General features: G+C 66.9%; 22 protein-coding genes, 1 tRNA gene, 1 other RNA gene and 2 pseudogenes. 10 read left to right on the forward strand and 16 right to left on the reverse strand.

The features are described 5' to 3' along the window. Positions 1-99 precede the first annotated feature (99 nt). Positions 100-609, reverse strand: a pseudogene (locus ACH107_RS17085) (phage terminase large subunit family protein); the annotation flags it as partial. 55 nt (positions 610-664) lie between these two features. Between ACH107_RS17085 and ACH107_RS17090 the strand changes: the two are divergent. After that, positions 665-1,096, forward strand: coding sequence for a hypothetical protein (locus ACH107_RS17090; RefSeq protein ID WP_412506867.1), 432 nt, complete (start codon positions 665-667; stop codon positions 1,094-1,096). A 248-nt stretch (positions 1,097-1,344) separates the two neighbouring features. Here ACH107_RS17090 and ACH107_RS17095 read toward each other — a convergent pair. The 13 genes and pseudogenes from ACH107_RS17095 to ACH107_RS17155 form a co-directional block, all read right to left on the reverse strand. Further along, a tRNA-Ser gene (locus ACH107_RS17095) sits at positions 1,345-1,434 on the reverse strand. A gap of 795 nt (positions 1,435-2,229) precedes the next feature. After that, entirely contained in the window at positions 2,230-2,949 is a 720-nt protein-coding gene (locus ACH107_RS17100) for an alanyl-tRNA editing protein (protein WP_412506868.1), read from the reverse strand. After that, entirely contained in the window at positions 2,946-5,450 is a 2,505-nt protein-coding gene (locus ACH107_RS17105) for a DUF3772 domain-containing protein (RefSeq protein WP_412506869.1), read from the reverse strand. Before ACH107_RS17105 ends, ACH107_RS17100 begins: the two co-directional genes overlap by 4 nt. Further along, positions 5,447-6,481: a cysteine synthase A gene (locus ACH107_RS17110; RefSeq protein WP_412506870.1), complete on the reverse strand. Its 1,035-nt coding sequence runs from the start codon at positions 6,479-6,481 to the stop codon at positions 5,447-5,449. Before ACH107_RS17110 ends, ACH107_RS17105 begins: the two co-directional genes overlap by 4 nt. A 53-nt stretch (positions 6,482-6,534) precedes the next feature. Further along, on the reverse strand, positions 6,535-7,671 hold the full coding sequence (locus ACH107_RS17115; RefSeq protein ID WP_412506871.1) for an NUDIX domain-containing protein: 1,137 nt from the start codon (positions 7,669-7,671) through the stop codon (positions 6,535-6,537). After that, entirely contained in the window at positions 7,671-7,958 is a 288-nt protein-coding gene (locus tag ACH107_RS17120; RefSeq protein ID WP_412506886.1) for a TrgA family protein, read from the reverse strand. The genes ACH107_RS17115 and ACH107_RS17120 overlap by 1 nt, the downstream gene beginning before the upstream one ends. After that, positions 7,957-8,112: pseudogene (locus tag ACH107_RS17125) on the reverse strand (TrgA family protein); the annotation flags it as partial. The pseudogene ACH107_RS17125 and the gene ACH107_RS17120, both read right to left, overlap by 2 nt. 65 nt (positions 8,113-8,177) lie before the next feature. Beyond that, on the reverse strand, positions 8,178-9,386 hold the full coding sequence (locus tag ACH107_RS17130) for a class I SAM-dependent methyltransferase (protein WP_412506872.1): 1,209 nt from the start codon (positions 9,384-9,386) through the stop codon (positions 8,178-8,180). Positions 9,387-9,489: 103 nt separating this feature from the next. Beyond that, positions 9,490-10,902, reverse strand: a complete 1,413-nt coding sequence (locus ACH107_RS17135; RefSeq protein WP_412506873.1) for a cryptochrome/photolyase family protein — start codon at positions 10,900-10,902, stop codon at positions 9,490-9,492. Positions 10,903-11,022: 120 nt separating this feature from the next. Continuing rightward, complete coding sequence (locus tag ACH107_RS17140; protein ID WP_412506874.1) at positions 11,023-12,726, reverse strand: BCCT family transporter; 1,704 nt, start codon at positions 12,724-12,726, stop codon at positions 11,023-11,025. Positions 12,727-12,771: 45 nt separating this feature from the next. Beyond that, on the reverse strand, positions 12,772-13,191 hold the full coding sequence (locus ACH107_RS17145) for a universal stress protein (protein WP_310691548.1): 420 nt from the start codon (positions 13,189-13,191) through the stop codon (positions 12,772-12,774). A gap of 205 nt (positions 13,192-13,396) precedes the next feature. After that, positions 13,397-13,627, reverse strand: a complete 231-nt coding sequence (locus ACH107_RS17150; protein WP_412506875.1) for a hypothetical protein — start codon at positions 13,625-13,627, stop codon at positions 13,397-13,399. A gap of 1 nt (position 13,628) precedes the next feature. After that, positions 13,629-14,138 (reverse strand): DinB family protein, encoded by a 510-nt coding sequence (locus tag ACH107_RS17155; protein ID WP_412506876.1) that lies wholly within the window; start codon positions 14,136-14,138, stop codon positions 13,629-13,631. A gap of 156 nt (positions 14,139-14,294) precedes the next feature. Here ACH107_RS17155 and ACH107_RS17160 point away from each other — a divergent pair, with 156 nt between their 5' ends. The 3 genes from ACH107_RS17160 (at position 14,295) to ssrA (ending at position 16,144) form a co-directional block, all read left to right on the forward strand. Then, positions 14,295-15,341 carry an extracellular solute-binding protein gene (locus ACH107_RS17160; protein WP_412506877.1) on the forward strand — a complete coding sequence of 349 codons (1,047 nt, stop codon included), beginning with the start codon at positions 14,295-14,297 and terminating at the stop codon, positions 15,339-15,341. A gap of 94 nt (positions 15,342-15,435) precedes the next feature. Next, positions 15,436-15,783 carry a DUF4345 family protein gene (locus tag ACH107_RS17165; RefSeq protein WP_412506878.1) on the forward strand — a complete coding sequence of 116 codons (348 nt, stop codon included), beginning with the start codon at positions 15,436-15,438 and terminating at the stop codon, positions 15,781-15,783. 12 nt (positions 15,784-15,795) lie between these two features. Then, positions 15,796-16,144: a transfer-messenger RNA gene (gene ssrA / locus ACH107_RS17170) on the forward strand. A gap of 73 nt (positions 16,145-16,217) precedes the next feature. Here ssrA and ACH107_RS17175 read toward each other — a convergent pair. Then, entirely contained in the window at positions 16,218-16,679 is a 462-nt protein-coding gene (locus ACH107_RS17175; RefSeq protein ID WP_310691543.1) for an Lrp/AsnC family transcriptional regulator, read from the reverse strand. A 134-nt stretch (positions 16,680-16,813) separates the two neighbouring features. Here ACH107_RS17175 and cysG point away from each other — a divergent pair, with 134 nt between their 5' ends. From cysG to ACH107_RS17205, 6 genes are all read left to right on the forward strand, one after another. Next, on the forward strand, positions 16,814-18,214 hold the full coding sequence (cysG, locus tag ACH107_RS17180) for a siroheme synthase CysG (RefSeq protein ID WP_412506879.1): 1,401 nt from the start codon (positions 16,814-16,816) through the stop codon (positions 18,212-18,214). A 1-nt stretch (position 18,215) separates the two neighbouring features. Beyond that, positions 18,216-18,527, forward strand: a complete 312-nt coding sequence (locus ACH107_RS17185; protein WP_412506880.1) for a DUF2849 domain-containing protein — start codon at positions 18,216-18,218, stop codon at positions 18,525-18,527. Continuing rightward, positions 18,527-20,191: a nitrite/sulfite reductase gene (locus ACH107_RS17190; protein WP_412506882.1), complete on the forward strand. Its 1,665-nt coding sequence runs from the start codon at positions 18,527-18,529 to the stop codon at positions 20,189-20,191. Before ACH107_RS17185 ends, ACH107_RS17190 begins: the two co-directional genes overlap by 1 nt. Beyond that, a complete protein-coding gene (locus tag ACH107_RS17195) occupies positions 20,181-20,906 on the forward strand; it encodes a phosphoadenylyl-sulfate reductase (protein ID WP_412506883.1) in 726 nt (241 codons plus the stop codon). Before ACH107_RS17190 ends, ACH107_RS17195 begins: the two co-directional genes overlap by 11 nt. Positions 20,907-20,917: 11 nt before the next feature. Next, entirely contained in the window at positions 20,918-21,337 is a 420-nt protein-coding gene (locus tag ACH107_RS17200) for a DUF934 domain-containing protein (protein WP_412506884.1), read from the forward strand. Between the two features lie 85 nt (positions 21,338-21,422). Next, positions 21,423-22,274 carry a ferredoxin--NADP reductase gene (locus tag ACH107_RS17205; protein ID WP_310691537.1) on the forward strand — a complete coding sequence of 284 codons (852 nt, stop codon included), beginning with the start codon at positions 21,423-21,425 and terminating at the stop codon, positions 22,272-22,274. 10 nt (positions 22,275-22,284) lie between these two features. Here the strand turns inward: ACH107_RS17205 and ACH107_RS17210 are convergent. Continuing rightward, positions 22,285-22,941: hypothetical protein (locus tag ACH107_RS17210; RefSeq protein ID WP_412506885.1), on the reverse strand; the 657-nt coding region annotated here is incomplete at its 5' end.

Genomic DNA, 22,941 nt, shown 5'->3' on the forward strand with positions numbered 1-22,941 from the left:
GAAACCGCCTCGCAGATCACCTCACGGGGGTGGCCACATGTCATGGAATGACTGGCCACATGCGCGTGGAACAGGTGGCCACATGCCGTGGAATACCCAGCGGAACGCCTTGATCGCCTCGTCCGAGCCTCGGGCCGCCTCCCAGGCGCGCGCGATCCGGTCCCAGCCAAGCCAGCCCACCGGCGAATAGAGCGCCGAGAGGTGATAGCCGACGGTGCCGGGATCCGCGGCCTCTGCGGTCGCGCGCCATTCGCCCGCTTCCAGCATCGCCGTCTTGTGGTGCTCGGCCAGGCCTGCGTCGCAGCCCTCGCAGTGATACTCCGCCGTCTCGGGGCGGCCCTTTTCCCAGCGCAGGCGCTCGAACTTCAGCCACTGCATGGCGCCGCAATGCGGGCACAGCACGAAGAACCGCCGCTGGTCGGACGCCTCGAACTGCCGCTCGATCCGGCTCAGCCCCCGGATCGTGGGCGTCGAGACCAGGAACACCTTGCGCCGGTGCGCGAATGTCAGCGACCGCGCCTCAGCCAGCGTGACCGGGTCGCCCTCCTCGTCGGCCGAGGCCAGGTACGCGTCGACCTCGTCGAGAAAGATGTAGCGCGCCGAAGCGCTGGTTTTCGAAGAGGTCTCGAGCGGCGCGGGCGGCAGTGCGGAGAGCGACCTCGCGATGGCCACGCAGCTCCTTACAGACGCCGAGATGCGCCTCGAACTCGGCGAAACCCCGACCTGGCAATCGCCTGATATCCCCACACGGCTGCTCGCGCAGCAGTCCCGGACACGGGTCGAGGACACCCTCCGGACAGCCGAGGCCGAGACACGCGAGGCCCTGGCCCGTCACCGCGATGATCTCGAGCGGATCGCCAAAGCCCTCATCGACACGCGGAAGCTTCACGCCGAAGACCTGGCAAACCTTCTCGATCAGGTGATCCCGAACAGGACTAGGAGAGCGCAGGCCTTTTTGATGCCGATGAACTCCCCAAACAAACGTCCGGGACATGACCCACAAAGCCGGACACGCCACCCACCAACCCGAAGGGCTCCGGACACCGGTCCGGAGCCCCCGCGACAGGGCCGCAGGCCCTGGGCGCGCACGATTTGAAAAACCCGGAGACCACACACCCAACCCCCGCCGCGCCCAACGGCGGCGGGACGACCAAGATCACCATATACCGAAAAGGCAGAGCCCATGTACAAGTCCGGCCCGGCACGTCCGCTGACTCGATCCCCGCGATACGCTACGTTCCGATCACGCGGTACAGCTCAAGCGCCAAAATGTACCGCGTTTCGTACCTTGACGATCCAGCTAGACAGAAAGTCGAACGATATGAGTAGTTTGCACGAAATATGTGGCGGAGACGAAGGGATTCGAACCCTCGAGACGGTTTCCCGCCTACTCCCTTAGCAGGGGAGCGCCTTCGACCACTCGGCCACGTCTCCGCCGACGCGTATAACCGTCCAAGCGATGGATTTACAAGGCGAAAATTCAGTTGCCCGGCGGCTTGCCCAAAACAACCGGTACAGAAGACGCCGAGAGCGATAGAACAGAGTCTTAATCGATGCGGTGACTGCCCGCACCCGAAAGCGTCTAATGTCCCATGACCGTTTTATAGGGCCCAAGACGCGAGAGGCCTCCGCGTCGGAGACCTGCCTATCGGCGTTTCATCTTGCCAAGGGCCGTTTTCTGGTCTGCTTCCTCGAGGCGGGCGGCCCTTTTGGTTTTGACAAGTCGTTGCCGCAACAGGGATGCTCTCCGCTAGACGCAGCGAAAGCGCAGTGCGCCGCAGCGCTGAAAGCCTGTGCGCCGTCGGCTCATCGCGGCTGCGTCGATCAATCTTTCGACCCCGTGGTGCGGTTGCCCCCGGGGCAACTTGACGCCGGTCGTGACGCGTGAGGAGAACGGGCGTGCTGACCCGGAGGCGATGGCCCAACAGCCAGCCGCCCGAGCACGCCTTTCGCGGCAGTGAAACGTGCTGAGGGGACATCCGCCGAGTTCTTGGGCACACCCGACGATCCGGAGGGCCTGAAACTGCGGGAACATGCGCCTGCTCAGTCTCGTCCGGATCCGATTTGTCGTCGAAAACACGGCTTGCAAAACCGGCACCATCCGCTCAGCCGCGTCGGCCCAGGCATGCCGGTTTCACCACTGCCCGGCGCGCGGCTTCACTTGGGGTCAGGATCATGGCATAGGATATTGTCACCGATGCGACAGGGCTTGCCGCGCTGCCGGGCGCATCAATGCACCAGGTACAGGTGGACCCGGCGGTTCTGCTGGCCCTTCTTCTCGATCTTGCCCAGGCGCACCGGGCCGATCTGGGCGGTATGGGCCACGTGGGTGCCGCCGCAGGGTTGCAGGTCGGCCGTGTTCTCCCCTGCCCCGATCCGCACCAGCCTGATCGTGCCGGCCCCGCGGGGTGGCGCCACCGAAAGGGTCTTGACCAGCCCCGGTTGCGCGTCGAGCTCGGCTTGGGTGATCCATTCCTCGGTGACGGAAAAATCACAGGCGATCAGGTCGTTGAGCGTCTTGTCGAGTGCCGCGCGATCCTCGGGCGCCTCGGGCATGTCGAAGTCCAGCCGGCCCTTCTCGGCCGTGATCGCACCCCCGGTCACGGGCAGCGGGATCACCACGGACAGAAGGTGCAGCGCCGTATGCACCCGCATGTGCCGGTGGCGGCGGTCCCAGTCCAGGGACTGCTCGAGCGCCGCGCCGACGGGCGGCAGCAGGGCCGGTTCGGCGGGGACAAGAACGATCTCGTCGCCGGCGCCCCTGAGGGTGGTCGCGATCTCGATTTCGCCGCCATCCCAACGCAGGGCGCCACTGTCGCCGGGCTGGCCGCCCCCGGTCGGGTAGAAGACCGTGCGGTCGAGCACGATGCCCCCCTCCTCGGTCAGGGCGGTGACGCGGGCCTCGGCGGTACGCAGGTAAGCGTCGGTACGGAACAGCGCTTCGGTCATCCGGCCTCTCCAGTGTCCGGATCGGCATCAGGCGCGCGCGGCTGGTCGGCGGGGCGCGCGGCATCGCCGGTCGGCGGCGCGCCCTCGTCGCGCAGCGTCTTGGGATTGCGCAGCCAGAGGTCCCGCTGCGGGAAGGGAATCTCGATGCCCTCTTCGGCAAATCGCCGGGCAATCTGGTGGTTCATCTCGGATTTCACGAAAAGCACCCAGTTCACGTCGCGCAGGATCGCGCGGATCTCGAAGTCGAGGCTGTTATCGCCGAAGCCCTGGAACAGGGCCGCCGGGGCGGGGTTCACCAGCACCAGCGGATGCGCCCGGGCGACCTCCAGCAGGATCTCTTCCACCTTCTTGGGGTCGGTGCCATAGGCCACGCCCACCGGCACGATGACCCGGCCCACGGTGTTGCCGCGGGTCCAGTTGGTGACCTGCCCGCTGACCAGGTCGGCGTTGGGGATGATCACATCGGTGCGGTCGAAGGTCTCGATCCGGGTGGAGCGGACCGAGATGTCGCGCACGTAGCCCATTTCGGTGCCGACCTGAATCCAGTCACCCTCGCTGATGGGGCGTTCGATCAGCAGGATGATGCCCGAGACGAAATTGGACACGATGTTCTGCAGCCCGAAGCCGATCCCCACCGAGAGCGCCCCGGCCACGATGGCCAGGCCGGACAGGTCGATCCCGGCGGTGGTGATGGCGATGATCGCCGCCAGGACGATCCCGACATAGCCGGTGCCGGCGACGATGGCATTGCGCCCGCCGATATCCATCCTGGTGCGGGGCAGGATGGAAGAGCGCAGCGCCCCCTGCAACAGCCGGGTCAAGGTGTAGGCCGCCGCGAAAACCAGCGCGAAGGTCAGGAAGTCCGTGGGGGAAATGCGGGTATCGCCCAGGGCAAAGCCCTCTTGCGCGCGGGTCAGAAGCTCGGTCAGGTCGGTGCGCCGCGCGCCCCAGACCAGAGCCAGAACGGGCAGCGACAGCAACGACAGCGCAAAGCCGATCAACACCGGGATCAGCGCGTCCTGCGCCCCGTCCTCGATGCCCGACAGCAGGGTATAGAGATCGACCGAGAGCCGCTGCAGGATCACCAGCAGCCCCAGCACGAAAAGCGAGATCGCCGCCGGTACCACGAGCAGTTCCAGAACCGCGACATAGCCCAGCATCCCGGCCAGAACGCCGATGGCGGCAAGCGCTGTCAGGCCCCGCGCCAGCAGACGCCGGGCCACCCGGCGAAAGCCGTGGGGGGTGTTCTGCTCGGCGTCCGGCGCGTCGGGCTCGGCCTCCGGCTCGGGATCGGGTGCCGCATTGGTGGTGCGCAGGACGCGCGCCAGCCGCCAGAGCACCACCGCCAGCGCCAGCCCGACGGCAAAGGTCACCACCGCGCGCGGCACGGCCTCGAAAGCTGTCGCATCCATGAAGGCGGTCAGCACCAGGGTCAGCGCCAGCACATAGCCCATGGCCACGATCAACCGGGCGCCGGGGCCGCGCAGGTCCTCGTCGACCTCCAGCGCGGGCGAGGTGCCCGCGACGGTCGGAAACAGCAGCATCCGCGACATCCAGTGCCCCAGGATCGCCATGAGCGCGGCCAGCGGCAGGCTGTCCAGCACCAGTTCGCCGCGGCGGCCCACCAGATCAAGCAGCTCGATCGCGCGCACCAGGGCCTGCACCCCCAGGTAGGGCAGGATCACAGCCCCAAGCGAGAGAACGAAGCGCCAAACGCCGCGCCCGCGTTTCGACCGGGTGGCCACACGTCCCTGCAGGCGTCCGGCCCACTGCGGGGCGCGCGTCAGCAGGACCAGCCCGGCCAGCAGGTAAAACCCCGCGAAAGGAAGCGACTCCAGCGCTGCGCTTCGGCGGATCTCGTTGCGCCACTGGGTTACGATCTCGGCGCGGATCAGGCGATAGCCCTCCACCAGCCCGCTCAGCGCCCGGGCCCAGCCCAGCGGGTTCAGGGGCGATTGAACGCGTTCGCGCAGGGTGTCGGCCTGGCGGTCGCGGATGATCGTGTCGATTTCCGAAATCAGCCCGTCGGCGCGGGCGTGGGCCTCCTGTGCCAGAAGCCCGGGCGCGCGCAGCGCCTGCAGCCGGTCGTTGAGGACCGCGCGGCGGGCGGTGACGCGCGCGTCCTCGGCCTCGCTCGGCTCGCCCAGGGCGGCGATCTGATCGCGCAGGGTGGCGATCCGCGCGCTGTTGACGCTCTGGCGTGCGAGGAACCGGTCGCGCCAGTCGGCAATCTGGCCGCGCAGGTCATCCAGCACCTGGGTCGAGACCCGGCCCGCTGCCAGGGCCTCTTCGACACGGGTGGCGAGGTTCTCCCAGGCCTCCATGTCCTCGAAGGCGGGCGGCGCCGCCTCGGCCTGTCCGGCGGCCGGATCGCCACCCTGCCCGTCGTCCTGCCCGGCCGCATCCGAGGGATCGGGCACCAGCGACCCGACCTGCGCGGCCGCTACGCCGCCGAGCCCCAGCAGCGCGACCAGCGCCAGAAGGCGCAGGGCCGTCGTCATTGATCCTCGAAGACGCCGGGGATCGAGCGCGGCGCAGCCTCCAGGAAGCGGGGCAGCGGCAGGCCCTTTTCGCGCAGGAAGTCGGGGTTATAGAGCTTGGACTGATAGCGCGTGCCGTAATCGCACAGGATCGTCACGATGGTATGGCCCGGCCCCATCTCGCGCGCCATGCGTATGGCCCCCGCCACGTTGATCCCCGAGGACCCGCCAAGGCAGAGCCCCTCGTTTTCCAGAAGGTCGAAAACGATCGGCAGCGCCTCGGCGTCGGGGATGTTGTAGGCCATGTCCGGCGTGAACCCTTCGAGGTTCGCGGTGATGCGCCCCTGCCCGATCCCTTCGGAGATCGAGCCGCCCTCGGCCTTGTGTTCGCCGGTGGTGTAATAGTTGTAGAGCGTTGCCCCGTCCGGGTCGGCCAGGCCGATCTTCACGCCCCGCGGCTGCAGGGCCTCGGCCACGCCGGCGATGGTCCCGCCGGACCCCACGGCGCAGATGAAACCGTCGACCTTGCCCTCGGTCTGGTCCCAGATCTCGGGGCCGGTGGTCTCGAAATGCGCGCGCCGGTTGGCCACGTTGTCGAACTGGTTGGCCCAGATCACGCCCTCGTTGCTGTGCCGGGCCATTTCCTCGGCCAGGCGGCCGGAATAGCGGACATAGTTGTTCGGGTTGCGGTAGGGGGCGGCGGGCACCTGCACCAGCTCGGCCCCGGCCAGGCGCAGCATGTCCTTCTTTTCCTGGGACTGCGTCTCGGGGATCACGATGACCGTCTTGAAGCCCATCGAAGCGCCCACCAGCGCCAGCCCGATCCCGGTGTTTCCGGCCGTGCCCTCAACGATGGTGCCACCGGGCTTGAGCAGGCCCTTTTCCACCGCGTCGCGGATGATGAACAGCGCCGCACGGTCCTTGACCGATTGGCCGGGGTTCATGAATTCCGCCTTGCCCAGGATGGTGCAGCCGGTCTCTTCGGAGGCCCGGCGCAGCTTGATGAGGGGCGTGTTCCCGATGGCGTCGGCGAGGTCTTTGCAGATGGTCATGGCAGGCCCTTCGTGATGCTGTCTGTTAGGTGTATGACCGGCACCCGCTAACATCAAGCCGATGCGCGCAAACGGTCCCGGTTTCGCGCCAGCCAGTGCCCGGCCAGTTCCAGCGGCACGAGACGGAAGCCGCCCGCGACAAGGCGCGCGTCGAAATCGGCCCAGTCCATCAGATGCGAACGGATATCCTCGTCCTCGTCAAACTTGCCGCCCAGGCCGGGCAGATCGTCGGGCAGATCGGCCACGCCAAGGAAGATGTGGAAATGTTCGGTCGTGGTGCCGGGGCTGGCATATCCCGCGGCGATGCACTCCAGCGCCCGGAAGGCCACGCCCGCCTCTTCGGCGGCCTCGCGCCGGGCGGCCTGTTCGGAGCTTTCGCCGGGGTCGATACGGCCTGCCACGGGTTCGGTGATCCAGGGCGAGGGATCGCCCCGCCGGTAGGGGCCGACGCGGAACTGCTCGACCAGCAGCACACGGTCGCGCCGCGGGTCGTAGGGCAGCACCAGGGCGGCATCCCCCGCACACCAGACCGCGCGTTCCACCGGGGCACTCATGCGGCCGTCGAACCGGCGAAAGGACAGGTCCATCTCTTCGGTGGCGAAATAGTTGATGTAGGGGCGGCGCAGGTCCAGCAGCGTGACCTCGTCGCGCGACGGCCCGCCCGAGTGCGGGCTTGCGGCACCGCGCAACCGGCTGTCCGCCCGCGACAGCATCTGGGCATGACGCCGCCCCATGACCTCGGCCGGAGCCTTGCCGTGCAGCGACATCGCCTCGGCGGCGGCCTCGCAGGTGCGCGCCCCGTGTTCGGCGATCCAGGTGCCCAGCGACCAGTCCTCGGGCGCGGCCTGCCACCGGCCCGGGGCGGGCAGATAGGCCAGCGCCATCACCGGGCGTTCGGCGGCGTCGATCACCTCGATCTCGGCAGCGTGATAGCCGAACGCCGCCTCGTAGTAGTGCAGACGCTCCAGCGCACGGGGCGACAGATCGGAGACCAGCGCGCCATAGGCCGCCGCACCCCCCGCCACCATCACCGGGAAATCCTGCCCCGCGACACGCGCCACCCGGTGGCGGGGCCGGCGGGCCGGCTGGAACGTGGCCACCTCGCCCGCCACCGCCGCAAAGAGGGGCGGATGCAAGAGGGTGCCGAACAGGAAGACGGGCCGGGACGTGTCTGCGGGCCTGCGCGCCATCAGCTATAGCGCCGCCCGATGACGTCCGTTCCCAGTCCGGCGAGGATGCCGCCCAGCGCCAGGGTCGCGGCAATCTCGGGCGTCGCCATCAGCCGCCCGTGTTCCAGCATCAGCTCGAAGATCGCCACGACGGCCTCGACGGGGGTATCGTAGAACCTGCGCAGGCTGTTCTCGATCATCACCACCAGCGAATTGATGAACAGGGCCACCACCAGCATCGCGATGGTCGTCGTCACGCCATAGCTGATCGCATCGAGGTAGCCCGCCCCCGCGCGCGGCCCGGCCAGCCGCCCAGCCGCAGATCACGCCGATCACGGTGTTCACCTGCACGAAATAGCCCAGGTCCGTGCCCTCGGGAAAGAGCGGGACGATCAGGCCCGAGACATACCAGGCCAGCGCCCCGAACAGGATCGCCCCGGTAAGCCGCCCGGCTGTCGGCATGGCCTTTCTCCCCTTCTGACGGGCCCCAGTGACCCGCCCCCGCGACGGGCGACCCCGGGCCGGTGTCAGGCCCCGCGGGTCACCGTGATCTGTGTCACGTCGCAGATTCCACTGCGGAAGGTCCCGGCGCAAGAGGTAAGATAGAAGTTCCACATCCGGCGGAACCGTTCGTCGAAGCCCAGCGCGGCCACGTCGTCCCACTTGGCGTTGAACGTGTCATACCAGCGCCGCAGCGTGTCGGAATAGCTCTGGCCGAATTCGACCGAGCGGACGACGCTGAGACCGGCGCGCTCGATCTCGGCGCGCAGCACCTTGGGCGCAGGCAGCATGCCGCCCGGAAAGATGTATTTCTGGATGAAATCCACGCCACGGCGGTAGGCCTCGAACCGCTTGTCCTGAACCAGGATGACCTGCAGCGTCGCCTGCGCGCCGGGCTTGAGGCACTTGCGCAGGGTTTCGAAGTAGGTGGGCCAGTATCTTTCGCCCACGGCCTCGAACATCTCGATGCTGGCGATCCCGTCATAGGTGCCACGTTCGTCGCGATAATCCTGCAGCTTGAAGTCGACCATGTCGGACAGGCCCGCCTTCTCGATGCGGTCGCGGGCGTATTTCAACTGTTCTTCGCTGATGGTCAGCCCGGTGACCTTCAGCCCCCGTTCCTTTGCTGCGTATTCCGCGAACCCGCCCCAACCGCAGCCGATCTCCAGCACGTGGTCGCCGGGCTTGGCGCCCATCTGGTCGACCATCGAGGCATATTTCAGGGTCTGTGCGCGGTCCAGGCTTTCCTGGCCGGTCTCGAAGAGGGCCGAGGAATAGGTCATGGTATCGTCCAGCCAGAGCCCGTAGAACGCGTTGCCCAGGTCGTAGTGGTACGAGATGTTCTTCTTCGCCTGCCGCTTGGAATTGGATTGCAGCCAGAAGCGCAGCTTTTCGTAGGCGCGCACCAACCCCTGTCCGGGAAATCCGTCGTAGACCTCGTCGGCCTCGTCATGCACGAGGTCCATGAAGGCCATCAGGTCCGGGGTGGACCAATCCCCATCGAGATAGGCATCGCTGAAGCCAAGGTCGCCTTCGCGGATCAGGCGGGCGAAGACCTCCGGGTCGTGCACGTCGAGCTGCGCGACATAGCCCGGGTCCCGTCCCTCGACGCGAAAGTGCCGCCCGTCAGGCAGCGTGATATCGAGCCGCCCGCGCGGCAGCGCCTTGAGCTTTTCGAAAACGGGGGTGAAATAGCGGGGCAGATCGCGCTGGCCCTCAATGGTGGTCAGGATCATCTGGTCTTTTCCGTCCTTGTCCTTTTTCAGGCTTGTACGGTCCGGCGCGGCGAACAGTTCTGTCGAAACGTTAATGCGTTGCGCAGTGACTGTCACGCACCGGCTAGAAGTCCCGGGCCTTGTAGGCGTCGAGCGCCCTTTGCCGCCCTTCCTTGAGGTCCACGATCGGCGCGGGATAGGCTTGGGCGGGCGACAGCCCCCAGGATTTGGGAACCGCGTCGAAATAAGACAGCGCGGTGGCGCTTGGGTTCGAAAGGCCCTCGGCGATCCAGCGGCGGCGGTAATGCCCGTTCGGGTCGAACTTCTCAAGCTGGGTGGCCGGGTTGAAGACGCGGAAATAGGGCGTCGCATCGGGACCGGACCCGGCGGCCCATTGCCAGCCCATGGCGTTGCTGGCCGGGTCCCAGTCTGTCAGGCAATCCTCGAACCAGCGCTGGCCGATGCGCCAGTGGCTCAGCAAGTGCTTGGTCAGGTAAGAGGCCACGATCATCCGCGCGCGGTTGTGCATGATGCCGGTGACATACATCTCGCGCATGGCCGCATCCACGAAGGGCTCGCCCGTGCGGCCCTGTTTCCAGCGCAGGACCGCCTCGGTCTCGTCCTCGTTCCAGGGGAAGGCATCCCATTCAGGGCGCCAGTTGCCTTCCGTGATGCGGGGCGTGTGATAGACGAGGTGATAGGCGAAGTCGCGCCAGACGACCTCCTTGAGAAAGGTCTCGGCCCCCGCCTTGCCCACCTGCATGGCATTTTGCCCGGCATGCCACAGCGCAGCCGGGGAAATCTCGCCATAGGTCAGGTTTTCCGACAGGTGCGAGGTGCCGTCGCAGGCGGGAAAATCCCGCGCCGCGTCGTAATCCGCGACACGCTGGGCCACGAAGGCGCCCAGCCGGTCTTGTGCGGCGGCCTCGCCCACGGTGACATGCCCGGCGACTACGGCCGCGCCGCGATCCATCGCCGCCCCCATGCGCCAGGCGTCCAGACGATCCGACTCCGGCCAGGCCTCGGGGGCGGGGATGCGGCCGGGGGCGGGCTGCGGGGCGGCCACGTCGCGGTCGCGCACGGCCTTCCAGAACGGGGTGTAGACCTTGTAGAAACCGCCTGTTCCGGTTTGCGTCGTCCAGGGTTCGAACAGCACATGGCCGGGAAAGGACCGCGCGTCGATCCCCTCGTCCTTGAGGGCCGATTTGACGGCACTGTCGCGGGCGATGCTCTCGGGGTCATAGGCCCTTGTCCACCAGACCGCCCCGGCGCCGGTCTCGGCGATCAGCGCGCGCAGGGCATCGAGCGCCCTGCCCCGCCGCAGGATCAGCCGTGCGCCGCGCTCCCCCAGCGCCTCGGCATGGGCGGCCACCGACAGCCCCAGTCGCCATTTTGGCGCGGCCCCCAGTGTCTCGACCGCCTCGTCGTGCAGAAACACCGGGATCACCGGCCGGCCTGAGGCGGCGGCCTGTGCAAGGGCCAGATGATCCGACAGGCGCAGGTCGCGCCGGAACCACAGCAGGATGGGGCGGGTCATCGGGCGCTCCTCGGTTTCGACGGCCAACCAGATAGCCCGGCCCCCGCAGGATCAAGGCGCCCAACGAAAACGGGCCGCCCCCAGATGGGACGGCCCGCCTTGGTGGTCATGCGGCAGGTATCAAGCCTGGCGCTTTTCGCTCATCAGGCCACGGATGATCGCGTAGCAGATCAGCAGCAGGATGATCGTGAAGGGCAACCCGGTCGAGATGACCATGGCCTGCAAGGCCCCGAGTCCGCCGCCGATCAGCAGCGCGATGGCAACCAGCCCCTCGAAGGTGCACCAGAAGACCCGCTGGGGCACCGGCGCGTCGACCTTGCCGCCCGCTGTGATCGTGTCGATCACGAGGCTGCCGGAGTCCGAACTGGTCACGAAGAAGACGATGACCAGCACGATGCCGATGGTCGAGGTGATGGCCGCCAGTGGCAGGCTTTCCAGCATGGCGAAGAGTGCCACCGAGTCGTTGTAGTTGGTGATCACGTTGTCGATCACCGCCGAGCCTTCAGGGTCGGCGATCATGTCGTTGATTGCCGAGCCGCCGAAGACAGCCATCCAGAACACGCAGACCAGGCTTGGGATGATCAGCACGCAGGTGATGAACTCGCGCACGGTGCGGCCCCGGCTGACGCGGGCGATGAACATGCCCACGAAGGGGGACCAGCTGATCCACCAGGCCCAGTAGAAGGCCGTCCAGCCCTGCAAGTAGCCCGTGTCTTCACGTCCGAAGGGGTTCGACAGCGGAACGACCTCCTGAACATAAGCCCCGAGACCGGTCGCGAATTCGCTCAGGATGCCCACGGCCCCGGCCGTGAACAGCACGAAGAGCAACAGCGCCAACGCGATCATCATGTTGACCTCCGACAGAAGCTTGACCCCGCCGTCGAGCCCGCGCAGCACCGACACCAGGGCAATCGCCGTGATGCCGCAGATCAGGAGAACCTGAACCGTCACGTTGTCCGGGATGCCGTAAACGTAGTTCAAACCGGCATTGGCCTGCTGTGCACCGATCCCCAGCGATGTCGCCAGTCCAAAGAGCGTCGCAAAGACGGCAAGGGTGTCGATGATGTGGCCCCACCAGCCCCAGACCCGGTCGCCGAGGATCGGGTAGAAGGCCGAGCGGATCGAAAGCGGCAGGCCCTTGTTGTAGCTGAACAGGGCCAGCGACAGGGCGACGATCGCGTAAATCGCCCAAGGATGCAGCGCCCAGTGATAAGAGGTCGCCGCCAGGGCCATGCGCCGCGCTTCCGCGACATTGCCCTCGATGAGCGCACCGCTCTCGTCAAACGGTCGAACCGTCCCCAATGGCGCGTCCCCCCAGGGGGTGCCGAAGTAATATGCCGGCTCCAGTACGCCAAAGAACATCAGGCCGATTCCCATGCCGGCGGCAAAGAGCATCGCGAACCAGCCCGGGTAGCCATAGTCGGGCGTGGCCTCGGACCCGCCCAGCCGGACCGATCCCCAGGGGCTGACGATCAGGAACAGGCAGAAGATCACGAAGACGTTTGCGCCCAGCAGGAAAAACCAGTCAAAGTTCGACGTCAGAAAGACGCGCAGGCCCAGGTCGCAGAAGGCGCCCTCGGTACAGGCATCGCTGACCTCGGCCCCGTTGAAGAGGGCGTTCGCGTGGCCCGGCGCGATGAGCGCATAGGCCACGAAGGCGATCACGGTCAGCCCCGAGATCACGAAGACGGGGTTGTGGATATCAAGCCCGAAGGGCCCGATCTTCGTCTGGATGTTGTCCTGACCGATCTTGTAATCGGTATCGATGATATCCGAGTGCCCTTCGGGCGTCGGTATCCCCTCTATGTTTGTTTCATCGGCCATGTACGGCCTCCCTGTAGTTGGTTTCCCTGATCGGCATGCCCGCCCTCAGGCGTGACGCACCAGGAACACGCTGACTTGCGAATGCCGCGCCAGTTCGCCGCCATGCGCGGGCAGGATCATGTCGGCCATGTTGGGCAAATGCGTGGCCATGACCACCAGATCGGCCCCCAGCGCCTTGCGCGCCTCGATCAGCTTGTCGTCGAGATCGACCGCCGGGTCATGGCTGACAACCGAGTGGGACTCGGCCGCGTGGCCGTGAAGCTCGGCCTGGGCCGCGGCCAGCTTGGCCAGCTTCTCGGCATGTTCCTCGGGGGTCCGCGCGACATCGCCCGGTGCGGCCGCGGTGACGCTGACATAGGTCACCTTGGCCCCGTAATGCTTCGCCTGGTCGGCGGCCACTGTCATGGCCCGGTCCAGCTTGTCCGCATGGGCCAGGTCGACAGGCATCATGATATGTTTGAACATGTTCCCTCCTGTCCGGTCGGTCCGGCACCGCGGCACCGCCACGACGTCCCTTCCCGACTCTCGTCTAAAGGGGGCCGGACAGCCTCGTGGCCACCATTCCCTGCGTCAAAGCGTAACAGCGGTTTGAAACGGATGACAAGCGATTGAGACGCCCGGGTGCGCGAAAACGACGCGAGACCATCCACGGCCGACCACCGGAAGCGCCTCAACCGCGCCCGGCAAAGTCCTTCTTGCAGGTCTTCGGCGGACCCTTCGCGGCAGTGTAGCCGGTCGCTCCGCAGGTGTCGCATCGGTATTCGCGCAGCCGCCCGCGGGCCTCGCCGGTGGCCAGCCAGACGCAGTTCGGCGCCGCGGGGCGGGCTTCGGCCTGGGCGCGCCGATGCGACCACCACAGGAAGACGATCACCGCCACCAGGAGAGTCAGCCCCATGGCCATGTCACGGCGCCTCGGGCATGACGAAAAGATCCGTCGGCCCCGGGTCCTGCCCGGCGGCGGTCAGCATGGCGTGAACCTGCCCGCGGTGATGGGTCTGGTGATTGAACATGTGCATCACGCAAAGTGCCAGCGGTTTGCGCACCTCAGCCCCGAGCGATCCGGAATACCATGTCAGGGTCCCCACCAGGTCGAGGGCATCCAGCCCCAGCGCCCATTCGCGGATGCGGCCGTCAGCCAGGAACCGCAGCCGCGCCCATTCGCGCGCGTCGGGCGCAAGTGTCGGGCTGTCGGCGAGCGTCCTCGCCGGGGCCTCGCCGCGGTCAAGCCGCGACATCCACATGAGGTCAGCCCAGAGCAGGTGGTTGAGCGTGCCCAGGATCGAGCCGAAAAAGGCTCCGCGATCCTCGGTCAAGTCTGCGGCGGGCATATGTGCGACCAGCTCGCTGGCAGCACTGTTCTGCCATTGGTTGTAGCGCGCCATGGTGCGGCAATAGTCGGGCGTGATCATCATCGGACGGATCCTCTTGGTGGGCCGCTTGTCCTCGTGGCGGGAAACTGGCAGAGCGGCGCGGCCCCGACAAGAGCCGGCCAACCTGCCTGCTTTGACTCTTGCGAGACGCCCTGCGGCTGAGTAGCGTCACGCAACTTGAATCAAGGGGAGACCGGAATGTCCGTCAAAACGTATCTCTGCGCGGCCTCCGCCGCGGCCATCGCCACCGCCGCCTCGGCCCAGGACCCCGACCTTCTGGTCTTCGACTGGTCCGGCTACGAAGAGGAAGGCTTCTACCAGGACTACATCGACACCTATGGCGCCACACCCGACTTTGCCTTCTTCGGCGAAGAGGAAGAGGCCTTCCAGAAGCTGCGCTCGGGCTTTCGCGCCGATATTTCTCGGCCCTGTCCGCATTCGGTCCAGAAATGGCGTGATGCCGGCCTGATCGAGCCCTGGGACATCAGCCAGATCCCCACCTATGACACCGTGGCCGAACAGTTCCGAAACGACCCCGTCTTCACCGATGGCGACGCGGTCTATTTCATCCCCGCCGATCAGGGCGCGACGGCGCTTCTCTACAACAACGAGGAGGTCAGCGCAGCAGACGCAGAGAGCCTGCAGATCTTCACCGACCCCGCCTACGCCGGGCGCACCTCGCTGCCCGACAACGTGGACGACAGTTTCGCGCTGGCCTACCTGGCCACCGGCACCACCGACTGGACCGAGGCCACGCAGGAGGATTTCGAGCGCGCCGCCGAGTGGCTGCGCGAGGCCCATGGAAATGTCCGGACATACTGGACCGATGGCGCCGAACTGAACCAGCTCATGGCCACCGGCGAGGTCACCGTGGCCTGGTCCTGGAACGAAAGCTTCGTCGGCCTGGCCGACGAAGGCCACCCGGTCGCCTTCAACCGCGCAGCCGAGGAAGGCTCCTCGGAGTGGTTCTGCGGCTTCGTCAACCTGGTCGACGGGCCCGGCTCGGAAGAGCAGGCCCATGACTTCGTCGAGGCCTGGCTGCAGCCCTCGTCGGCAGAGTACATGGTATCCGAATGGGGCTATGCGCATTCCAACACCGAGGCCATGGCCAGCTTCGACGCCGAGACGCTTGAGTCGGTCGGCATGGGCCAGCCGGACACGCCGGTTCTGGCCCAGCGTCCGATGGATATCGCGCTGCGCGAACAGATGATCGAGACCTTCGAGCGCATCAAGGCCGGGTTCTGAGACCCTGACCCGACCGGATGGACAGGGCGGCCTTTCGGGGCCGCCCTTTTCGTTCGCCCCATCAGGCCGGCGGTCCGGCCAAAGGAGACCACGCATGCCCCTGATCGATATCCTCATCGCCCTGCTGACAATCGTGTTCGGCGGCTTCGGTTTGCTTGCCCCGCGCTACACCGCCCACACGCTGGACCTGTCGCCCACCAACAGCACCATGGGCCTGAGCGAGCTGCGCGCGGGCTCGGGCGGGCTCTTCGTGGCGCTGGGGGTCTGGTGCCTTGTGGCCGGGGCGCCGGCCTATTTCGCCCTCGGCATCGCCTACCTGGGCGCGGGCACCGGGCGTGCCCTCTCGATCCTGCTGGATCGACCACCGTTGCGAAAGGCGCTGATCTTCCTCGCCTTCGAGTGGCCCCCGGCGGCCTGGCTGCTCTGGACGCACTGGCCCTGACGGCCCGCCGAAGCCCTTGAATTCGCCCGCCGCAGGGCGCATATTGCGTGTGTCCTTCGGGACTATGGACATAAACGCGCTCGTAATAAGCGGATCGGACCCGGGGGCGGTACCCGGCGGCTCCACCAAATACCCTCGTTGGGGGATCATGGGGCCGAAACAGGATCGACGAACGTCTAAAGGGGTTAGCTTTGTCCCGGTGAGATACCACCGTTATCGGTTCGCAAAAGCATAATTGCCAACGACAATCGTGCTCCGGTCGCCGTTGCCGCCTAAGCGGTAACGAGACCGAAACTTCAAGCCCAGCCCTCTAGCAAGGTCTGGCGGGGTTCGCAGGCACCTGGCAACAGAAGCCTGCACTTCCCCCACCCATGACTTCCCAAACCATTCTGCCCTGGCACGACGGCTGATTGACGAAAACGCGGGCGCCGGTCTTACAGCGGCAGCGCCACCGTCGACTTGATCTCCTCCATGCTGAGCAGCGCGGTGACATTGTGCACCCGAACCTCGGAGATCAGCGCCTGGTAGAAGGCATCATAGGCGCGCGCGTTCTTGACCCGCACCTTGAGGATATAGTCGATATCGCCGGCCAGCCGGTGGGCCTCTTGCACCTCCGGCCTGTCCCGCAGGGCCTGCAGGAATTTCGCCTGCCAGTCGGCCTCGTGTTCGCTGGTGCGGATCAGGACGAAAAAGCAGGCCTCGAAGCCCAGCGCCTCGGCATCCAGCAGCACGGTCTGGCGGCCGATGATCCCGGCTTCGCGCATCTTGCGAATCCGGTTCCACACCGGGGTCTTCGAAGACCCCACCTGGCGGGCGATCTCGTCGAGCGACTGGCTCGCATCGCGCTGAAGCTCTTCAAGGATTTTCCGATCGAGCGCATCTATCCGGACCGACATTTCGCCTCTCTCTTCAGTGCTGAACACAGGTTCTTTTCGTAAGCTTTTCTGAAACAAATGTTCCTATCTGACAAGACTCTCTCCCAATATTTGGAATATTTTTCTATATTGGCAGCAGAACCGAAGGGGGCACCATGCAGCATTTTCCCATCTTCCTGAACCTTGAGGGCCGCCGCGTCGTGCTGTCGGGCGGCGGCGAGGCCGCCTTGGCCAAACTGCGCCTGCTGCTCAAGACCACCGCCCGGATCACAGTTTTCGCACCAAACCCGGCGCCCGAAATCGCCGACTGGGCCGAGGGCGGCCGACTGACCCTGATCCGCCGCGCGATGGAGCCGGGCGACGCACTCTGCGCAGCACTGGTCTATGCCGCCGACGAGGACGCGGCGCGGGATGCCCGCACCGCCCGGATCGGCCGCACCGAGGGCGCGCTGGTCAATATCGTCGACAATCTGGCCGACAGTGCCTTCATCACCCCCGCCATCGTGGACCGCGACCCGGTGACCGTCGCCATCGGCACAGAAGGCGCCGCCCCTGTTCTGGCCCGCAGGATCAAGGCCGATCTCGAGGCCCGCCTTCCGGCCACGCTCGGCACTCTGGCGCGCATCGGCAAGGGATTCCGCAAGATGGCCGAGAAGCTGCCCTTCGGCCGCGCCCGGCGCGATTTCTGGGCGGACTACTACTTCAACGCCGGTCCCCGCGCCATGGACGCGGGCGGCGAAGGGGCGGCGCAGGACACCCTCGACACCCTTCTGGCGCAGCACCTCGCCGCCGGGCCCGCGCAGGGCCGGGTGGATTTCGTCGGCGCCGGGCCGGGCGACCCCGATCTGCTGACGCTCAAGGCGCGCAAGGCGCTGGATGCCGCGGACGTGGTGATCCACGACCGGTTGGTCAGCGCCGGCGTGCTGGAACTGGCCCGGCGCGAGGCGCAGATGATCGACGCGGGCAAGCATGGCTTCGGCAAGGCCATGGCCCAGGACGAGATCAACGCCCTGATCGTCGACCATGCCCGCGCCGGGGCGCATGTGGTGCGCCTGAAGGGGGGCGACCCCATGATCTTCGGCCGACTGGATGAAGAGATCGACGCGGTCGCCGCCCATGACCTGCCCCATGCCATCATCCCCGGCGTCACCGCCGCCGCTGCCGCCTGCGCCGGCCTTGGCCAGTCGCTGACGAAACGCGGGCGCAACAGCGAGGTCCGCTTTCTGACCGGCCACGACACCAAGGGCTTTGCCGACCATGACTGGCGCAGGCTCGCCGCGCCAGGCGCGGTGGCGGCGATCTACATGGGCAAGCGCGCCGCCCGCTTCCTTCAGGGGCGGCTGCTGATGCATGGCGGTGCGCCAGAGACGCCGGTGACGGTGATCGAGAACGCCTCCTGTCCCGATCAGCGGGTTCTGGAAACCACGCTGGACCGGATGGAACCGGACATGGCGCAGGCCGCTCTGACCGGCCCCGCACTCACTTTCATCGGGCTGGCCCCGCGCCGGGCGCGCGCCGCCCTGCCCCGGTTTGCCCCGACACAGGAGGCCCTCTGACATGCCCCGCCCATTTAGCCCCAAGGTCGTCACCGCCAACCGCCTGCTGGAGGGCGACGCCGTCTGGCGCACCGCGACAGGCGACTGGACGCCCGATATGGCGCAGGCCGAACTGATCGAGGATTCCGCCACCGCAGAGCTGCGCCTGTTGGAGGCTTCGGCCGAGGCTCACCTGGTCGTCGGCGCCTATCTCGCCGATGCCGCCGCCGCGGCGGACGGCCCCCAGCCGACCCATTTCCGCGAGGCGTTCCGCACGCGCGGGCCGTCCAACTACGCCCATGGCAAGCAGGTCGAACCGCAGGAGAAGACGTGATGTATCGCTACAACGACTTCGACGAAGCCTTTGTTCGCGAACGGATTTCCAAGTTCCGTGCCCAGGTGGAACGCCGCATCGGTGGCGCGCTCACCGAAGAGGAGTTCAAGCCCCTGCGTCTGATGAACGGGCTCTACCTGCAACTGCATGCCTACATGCTGCGCGTCGCAATCCCCTACGGCACGCTGGACAGCCGCAAGATGCGGCAACTGGCTTACATCGCCGAACGCTGGGACAAGGGCTATGGCCATTTCACCACGCGCCAGAACATCCAGTTCAATTGGCCGCAGTTGCGCGACGTGCCCGACATGCTCGAGGCGCTGGCCGATGTGGGGATGCACGCCATCCAGACCAGTGGCAACACCATCCGCAACGTCACCGCCGACCATTTCGCCGGGGCCGCAGCGGACGAGATCGCCGACCCGCGCCCGGTGGCCGAGCTGTTGCGGCAATGGTCCACGGATCACCCGCAGTTCCAGTTCCTTCCTCGCAAGTTCAAGATCGCCGTCTCGGGCAGCGCGCATGACCGGGCCGTGACCCGCGCCCATGACATCGGGCTTGAGATCGTCGAGCGTCACGGCGAGATCGGCTATCGCGTGATCGTCGGCGGCGGGCTTGGCCGGACGCCGATGATCGGCAAGGTGCTGCGGGAGTTTCTGCCACAGGCCGACCTGCTGCCTTATACCGAGGCCGTGGTCAGCACCTGGAACCTGCTGGGGCGGCGCGACAACAAGTACAAGTCGCGCATCAAGATCACCGTGCACGAGCACGGGATCGAAGAGATCAGCCACCTTGTGGAGGACGAGTTCGCGCAAACCAGAGCCGGCTTTGCCGGGGCCGACCGCACCATGCTGGCGGGGATCAAGGCCGCCTTCACGCCACCCGCCTTCGCCGCGGCATCGTCCGCCCCGCACGAGGCGGCCCGGGCCAACGACCCGGTCTACCGGGCCTGGGCGGATACCAACCTGACCGCGCACCGCCACCCCGACCACGCCATCTTCACCGTCTCGCTCAAGGCGCACGGCGCCACGCCGGGCGACGCCAGCGCCGACCAGATGCGCGTTCTGGCCGATCTTGCGGAACGCTACGGCTATGACGAGCTGCGCATCTCTCACGAGCAGAACGTCATCCTGCCCCATGTGGCCAAGGCCGACCTGCCCGCAGTCCATGCCGCGCTGAAACAGGCGGGGCTGGCCACGGCCAATGTCGGGCTTGTCTCCGACATCATCGCCTGCCCCGGCATGGACTACTGTTCGCTGGCCACGGCGCGGTCGATCCCCATCGCGCAGCAGATCGCCACGCGGTTCGAGGCATTGAAGGTCGAGCACGACGTCGGCCCGCTCAAGATCAAAATCTCGGGCTGCATCAATGCCTGCGGCCATCACCACGTGGGCCATATCGGCATCCTCGGGCTGGATCGTGCGGGGGTCGAGAACTACCAGGTCACGCTGGGCGGCGACCACACGGAAACTGCCGCCATCGGCGAACGGGCCGGGCCGGGGTTCTCGGCGGACCAGATCATCCCGGCCATAGAACGGCTGGTGCTGGGCTATCTGGAGCTGCGCGAAGGGCGCAACGAGACCTTCCTGCAGGCCTACCGCCGCCTTGGCCCCGCACCGTTCAAGGCGCTGCTTTATCCGGAGGCCACGTCCGATGCAGCTTGAAACCCGCGCACAGACCCTGAACCAGAGGTTCCGCAACCACTCGGCCACGGCCGTGATGGAGCACGCCCTGACCGGGCTGGGCGATATCGCGCTGGTCAGTTCCTTCGGCGCGGAATCGGTGGTGCTGTTGCATATGGCGGCCGTGATCGACCGGCGCGTGCCCGTGCTTTTCATCGACACCGAGATGTTGTTCGCCGAAACGCTGGTATATCAACAGGAGGTCGCCGAACGCCTGCGGCTGGAAAATGTGCAGGTGATCCGTGCCGACCGTGCGCGCCTGTTCGAGGCCGACAACGAGAACCTGCTGCACCTGCACGACCCCGACGCCTGTTGCGCCCTGCGCAAGACCGAGCCGTTGCAGAGGGCGCTGAAGGCCCATGACGGCTGGATCACCGGGCGCAAGCGCTACCAGGGCGGGCAGCGCGCCGCGCTGGATTTCTTCGAGGTCGAACACCCCGCGGGCGCGCCGGCGCGGCTCAAGATCAACCCGCTGGCCCATTGGGACAGCGCCGATGTGCGCGACTACATGGCCGAGAACCGCCTGCCGCGCCACCCGCTGGTCAGCAAGGGCTATCCGTCCATCGGCTGCGCCCCCTGCACCCATCCCGTCGCCCCCGGCGAGGATGCGCGCGCTGGCCGCTGGAAGGGGCAGGACAAGGGCGAATGCGGCATCCATTTCGTGGATGGCCAGCTGGTGCGCAACGCCGCCGAATGAAAGGACAGGATATGAGCGTGATTGTCACCGATACGGGATTTGCGCCCGACGATTGGACCGGCGGCCTGGTCCCGCTGAACGACTGGCCGGTTAAAGGCCCAGACATGGGCCTCGATCTGGTCCCCGACACGGACCCGGCCCGGCTGGCCGACCTGCTGTCGGCGCCACTGATCCGCATTGCTTTCCCGTCGTTCTCGGACGGGCGCGGGTTCACCCTGGCCGCGCGACTGCGGCGGCTGGGCTACCGGCGGCGGCTGCGGGCCGCAGGCCATGTCATTGCCGACCAGTATGCCATGGCGCGGCGGTCCGGGTTCGACGAGGTGGAGATCGATACCGATCTGGCCGCCCGCCAGCCCGAGGACCAGTGGCTGGCCCGCGCCGATTGGCAGGCGCATGACTACCAGACGCGGCTGCGCGCCGCGGCCCCGTGAAAACCGGTGTCCACGACACACCTTTAACTGACACAGATCAAGGACTAGAAGGGGGCGTGGCATGGATACATGCCGCGATGCAGACATGACAGAGATGACACCCGTGACCGAAGCCGCCGCCCTCAAGGCCACCCGCGACCTGCCCGACGCCCAGACCGTCCGGGAGGTGCGCCATTACACCGACCGCCTGTTTTCCTTCAAGGTGACGCGGCCGCAGTCCCTGCGGTTCCGTTCGGGCGAGTTCGTGATGATCGGACTGATGGGCGACCCGGACCCAGACACCGGCAAGCAAAAGCCCCTGCTGCGCGCCTATTCCATCGCCTCGCCCTCGTGGGACGACGAGCTGGAATTCTACTCGATCAAGGTGCCCGACGGGCCGCTGACCAGCAAGTTGCAGCATATCGAACCGGGCGACCAGATCATCCTGCGCCCCAAGCCGGTGGGCACGCTGGTCCACGACGCGCTGCTGCCGGGCAAGCGCATCTGGTTCTTCGCCACCGGCACCGGGTTTGCGCCCTTCGCCTCGCTTCTGCGCGACCCGCAGACCTACGAGGACTATGACGAGGTCTTCATCACCCACACCTGCCGCGAGGTGGGAGAACTGACCTATGGCGCCGAATTGATAGAGAGTGTCCGAAAGGACGAATTGCTGGCCGAACTGATCGGCGAGGGCTTCGCGGACAAGATCCACTATTACCCCACGACCACCCGCGAGCAGAGCCCGCGCATGGGCCGGATCACCGACCTGATGCGCTCGGGGCAGGCCTTCGAGGAACTGGGCGTGCTGCCGCTGTCGCCCGAGACCGACCGGGCGATGATCTGTGGCAACCTGGACTTCAATCTCGAACTGAAAGAGATGCTCGAGGGGTACGGGCTGGAGGAAGGCGCCAATTCCAAGCCAGCGCATTACGTGGTGGAAAAGGCCTTCCTCGACTGACGCGCCGCCCTCAGGGGTGCCGTGCCGTCCAGTCCCGCGCCCGCGCGAAAATCGGCCGGAAATAGGCCATGAGGCGTGGGTCGCGCCCCGCGCCCGCCCAGGGCGCGATGCCATGCACGGCCAGCCGATGGACGAGCACCGCCTCGCCGCGGCGCACCGGCACTTCCACCTTGGCGCAGCGTGCGAAGACATCGGCGCGGGCGGCCTTGTAGGCCTCGGTCACATCGCTGTCCGCCTCGGTCCCGGCCAGGGCGGCGCGGATGATCTCCTGGCTGCCTTCCCAGATCACAAGCGGGCTGGCCGCGACATCCGACAGGCCGATCCCGAGCACGAACGCGTGCGGTTCGCGCAACACGCGCCGCCCCTCTTCCAGGTGCAGCCCGTCCACATGCGCCCCGCAGCGGGTGTGGCGAAAGCGATGGGCGGCGTCGCTTTCGCCCGGGTCGCGCCCGGGATAGCCGGGGTAGATCGCAGACAGTTGCGCCCGGTGCCAGGTGCCCGGCCAGATGCCGCGCAACTCGGCCGGCAGGGGCACGCCGCCAAGGCTGCCGTCAGGGTCATTCGCCAGCGCCTCGACACCGACGAACCATGTGCCGTCGTGGCGCAGCCAGCGGTCGCGCAGCGCCTGATCGTCCAGCGCGATCTCGGCCAGGCCGCGGGCCGCCTC

This window comes from Roseovarius halophilus (ex Wu et al. 2025), from assembly GCF_047086965.1.

Bases quoted from the DNA above. Each gene is read 5' to 3' on its own strand.
- ACH107_RS17090 (WP_412506867.1), top strand. From the start codon at position 665: ATGGCCACGCAGCTCCTTACAGACGCCGAGATGCGCCTCGAACTCGGC.
- ACH107_RS17100 (WP_412506868.1), bottom strand. From the start codon at position 2,949: ATGACCGAAGCGCTGTTCCGTACCGACGCTTACCTGCGTACCGCCGAG.
- ACH107_RS17105 (WP_412506869.1), bottom strand. From the start codon at position 5,450: ATGACGACGGCCCTGCGCCTTCTGGCGCTGGTCGCGCTGCTGGGGCTC.
- ACH107_RS17110 (WP_412506870.1), bottom strand. From the start codon at position 6,481: ATGACCATCTGCAAAGACCTCGCCGACGCCATCGGGAACACGCCCCTC.
- ACH107_RS17115 (WP_412506871.1), bottom strand. From the start codon at position 7,671: ATGGCGCGCAGGCCCGCAGACACGTCCCGGCCCGTCTTCCTGTTCGGC.
- ACH107_RS17130 (WP_412506872.1), bottom strand. From the start codon at position 9,386: ATGATCCTGACCACCATTGAGGGCCAGCGCGATCTGCCCCGCTATTTC.
- ACH107_RS17135 (WP_412506873.1), bottom strand. From the start codon at position 10,902: ATGACCCGCCCCATCCTGCTGTGGTTCCGGCGCGACCTGCGCCTGTCG.
- ACH107_RS17140 (WP_412506874.1), bottom strand. From the start codon at position 12,726: ATGGCCGATGAAACAAACATAGAGGGGATACCGACGCCCGAAGGGCAC.
- ACH107_RS17145 (WP_310691548.1), bottom strand. From the start codon at position 13,191: ATGTTCAAACATATCATGATGCCTGTCGACCTGGCCCATGCGGACAAG.
- ACH107_RS17150 (WP_412506875.1), bottom strand. From the start codon at position 13,627: ATGGCCATGGGGCTGACTCTCCTGGTGGCGGTGATCGTCTTCCTGTGG.
- ACH107_RS17155 (WP_412506876.1), bottom strand. From the start codon at position 14,138: ATGATGATCACGCCCGACTATTGCCGCACCATGGCGCGCTACAACCAA.
- ACH107_RS17160 (WP_412506877.1), top strand. From the start codon at position 14,295: ATGTCCGTCAAAACGTATCTCTGCGCGGCCTCCGCCGCGGCCATCGCC.
- ACH107_RS17165 (WP_412506878.1), top strand. From the start codon at position 15,436: ATGCCCCTGATCGATATCCTCATCGCCCTGCTGACAATCGTGTTCGGC.
- ACH107_RS17175 (WP_310691543.1), bottom strand. From the start codon at position 16,679: ATGTCGGTCCGGATAGATGCGCTCGATCGGAAAATCCTTGAAGAGCTT.
- cysG (WP_412506879.1), top strand. From the start codon at position 16,814: ATGCAGCATTTTCCCATCTTCCTGAACCTTGAGGGCCGCCGCGTCGTG.
- ACH107_RS17185 (WP_412506880.1), top strand. From the start codon at position 18,216: ATGCCCCGCCCATTTAGCCCCAAGGTCGTCACCGCCAACCGCCTGCTG.
- ACH107_RS17190 (WP_412506882.1), top strand. From the start codon at position 18,527: ATGTATCGCTACAACGACTTCGACGAAGCCTTTGTTCGCGAACGGATT.
- ACH107_RS17195 (WP_412506883.1), top strand. From the start codon at position 20,181: ATGCAGCTTGAAACCCGCGCACAGACCCTGAACCAGAGGTTCCGCAAC.
- ACH107_RS17200 (WP_412506884.1), top strand. From the start codon at position 20,918: ATGAGCGTGATTGTCACCGATACGGGATTTGCGCCCGACGATTGGACC.
- ACH107_RS17205 (WP_310691537.1), top strand. From the start codon at position 21,423: ATGACAGAGATGACACCCGTGACCGAAGCCGCCGCCCTCAAGGCCACC.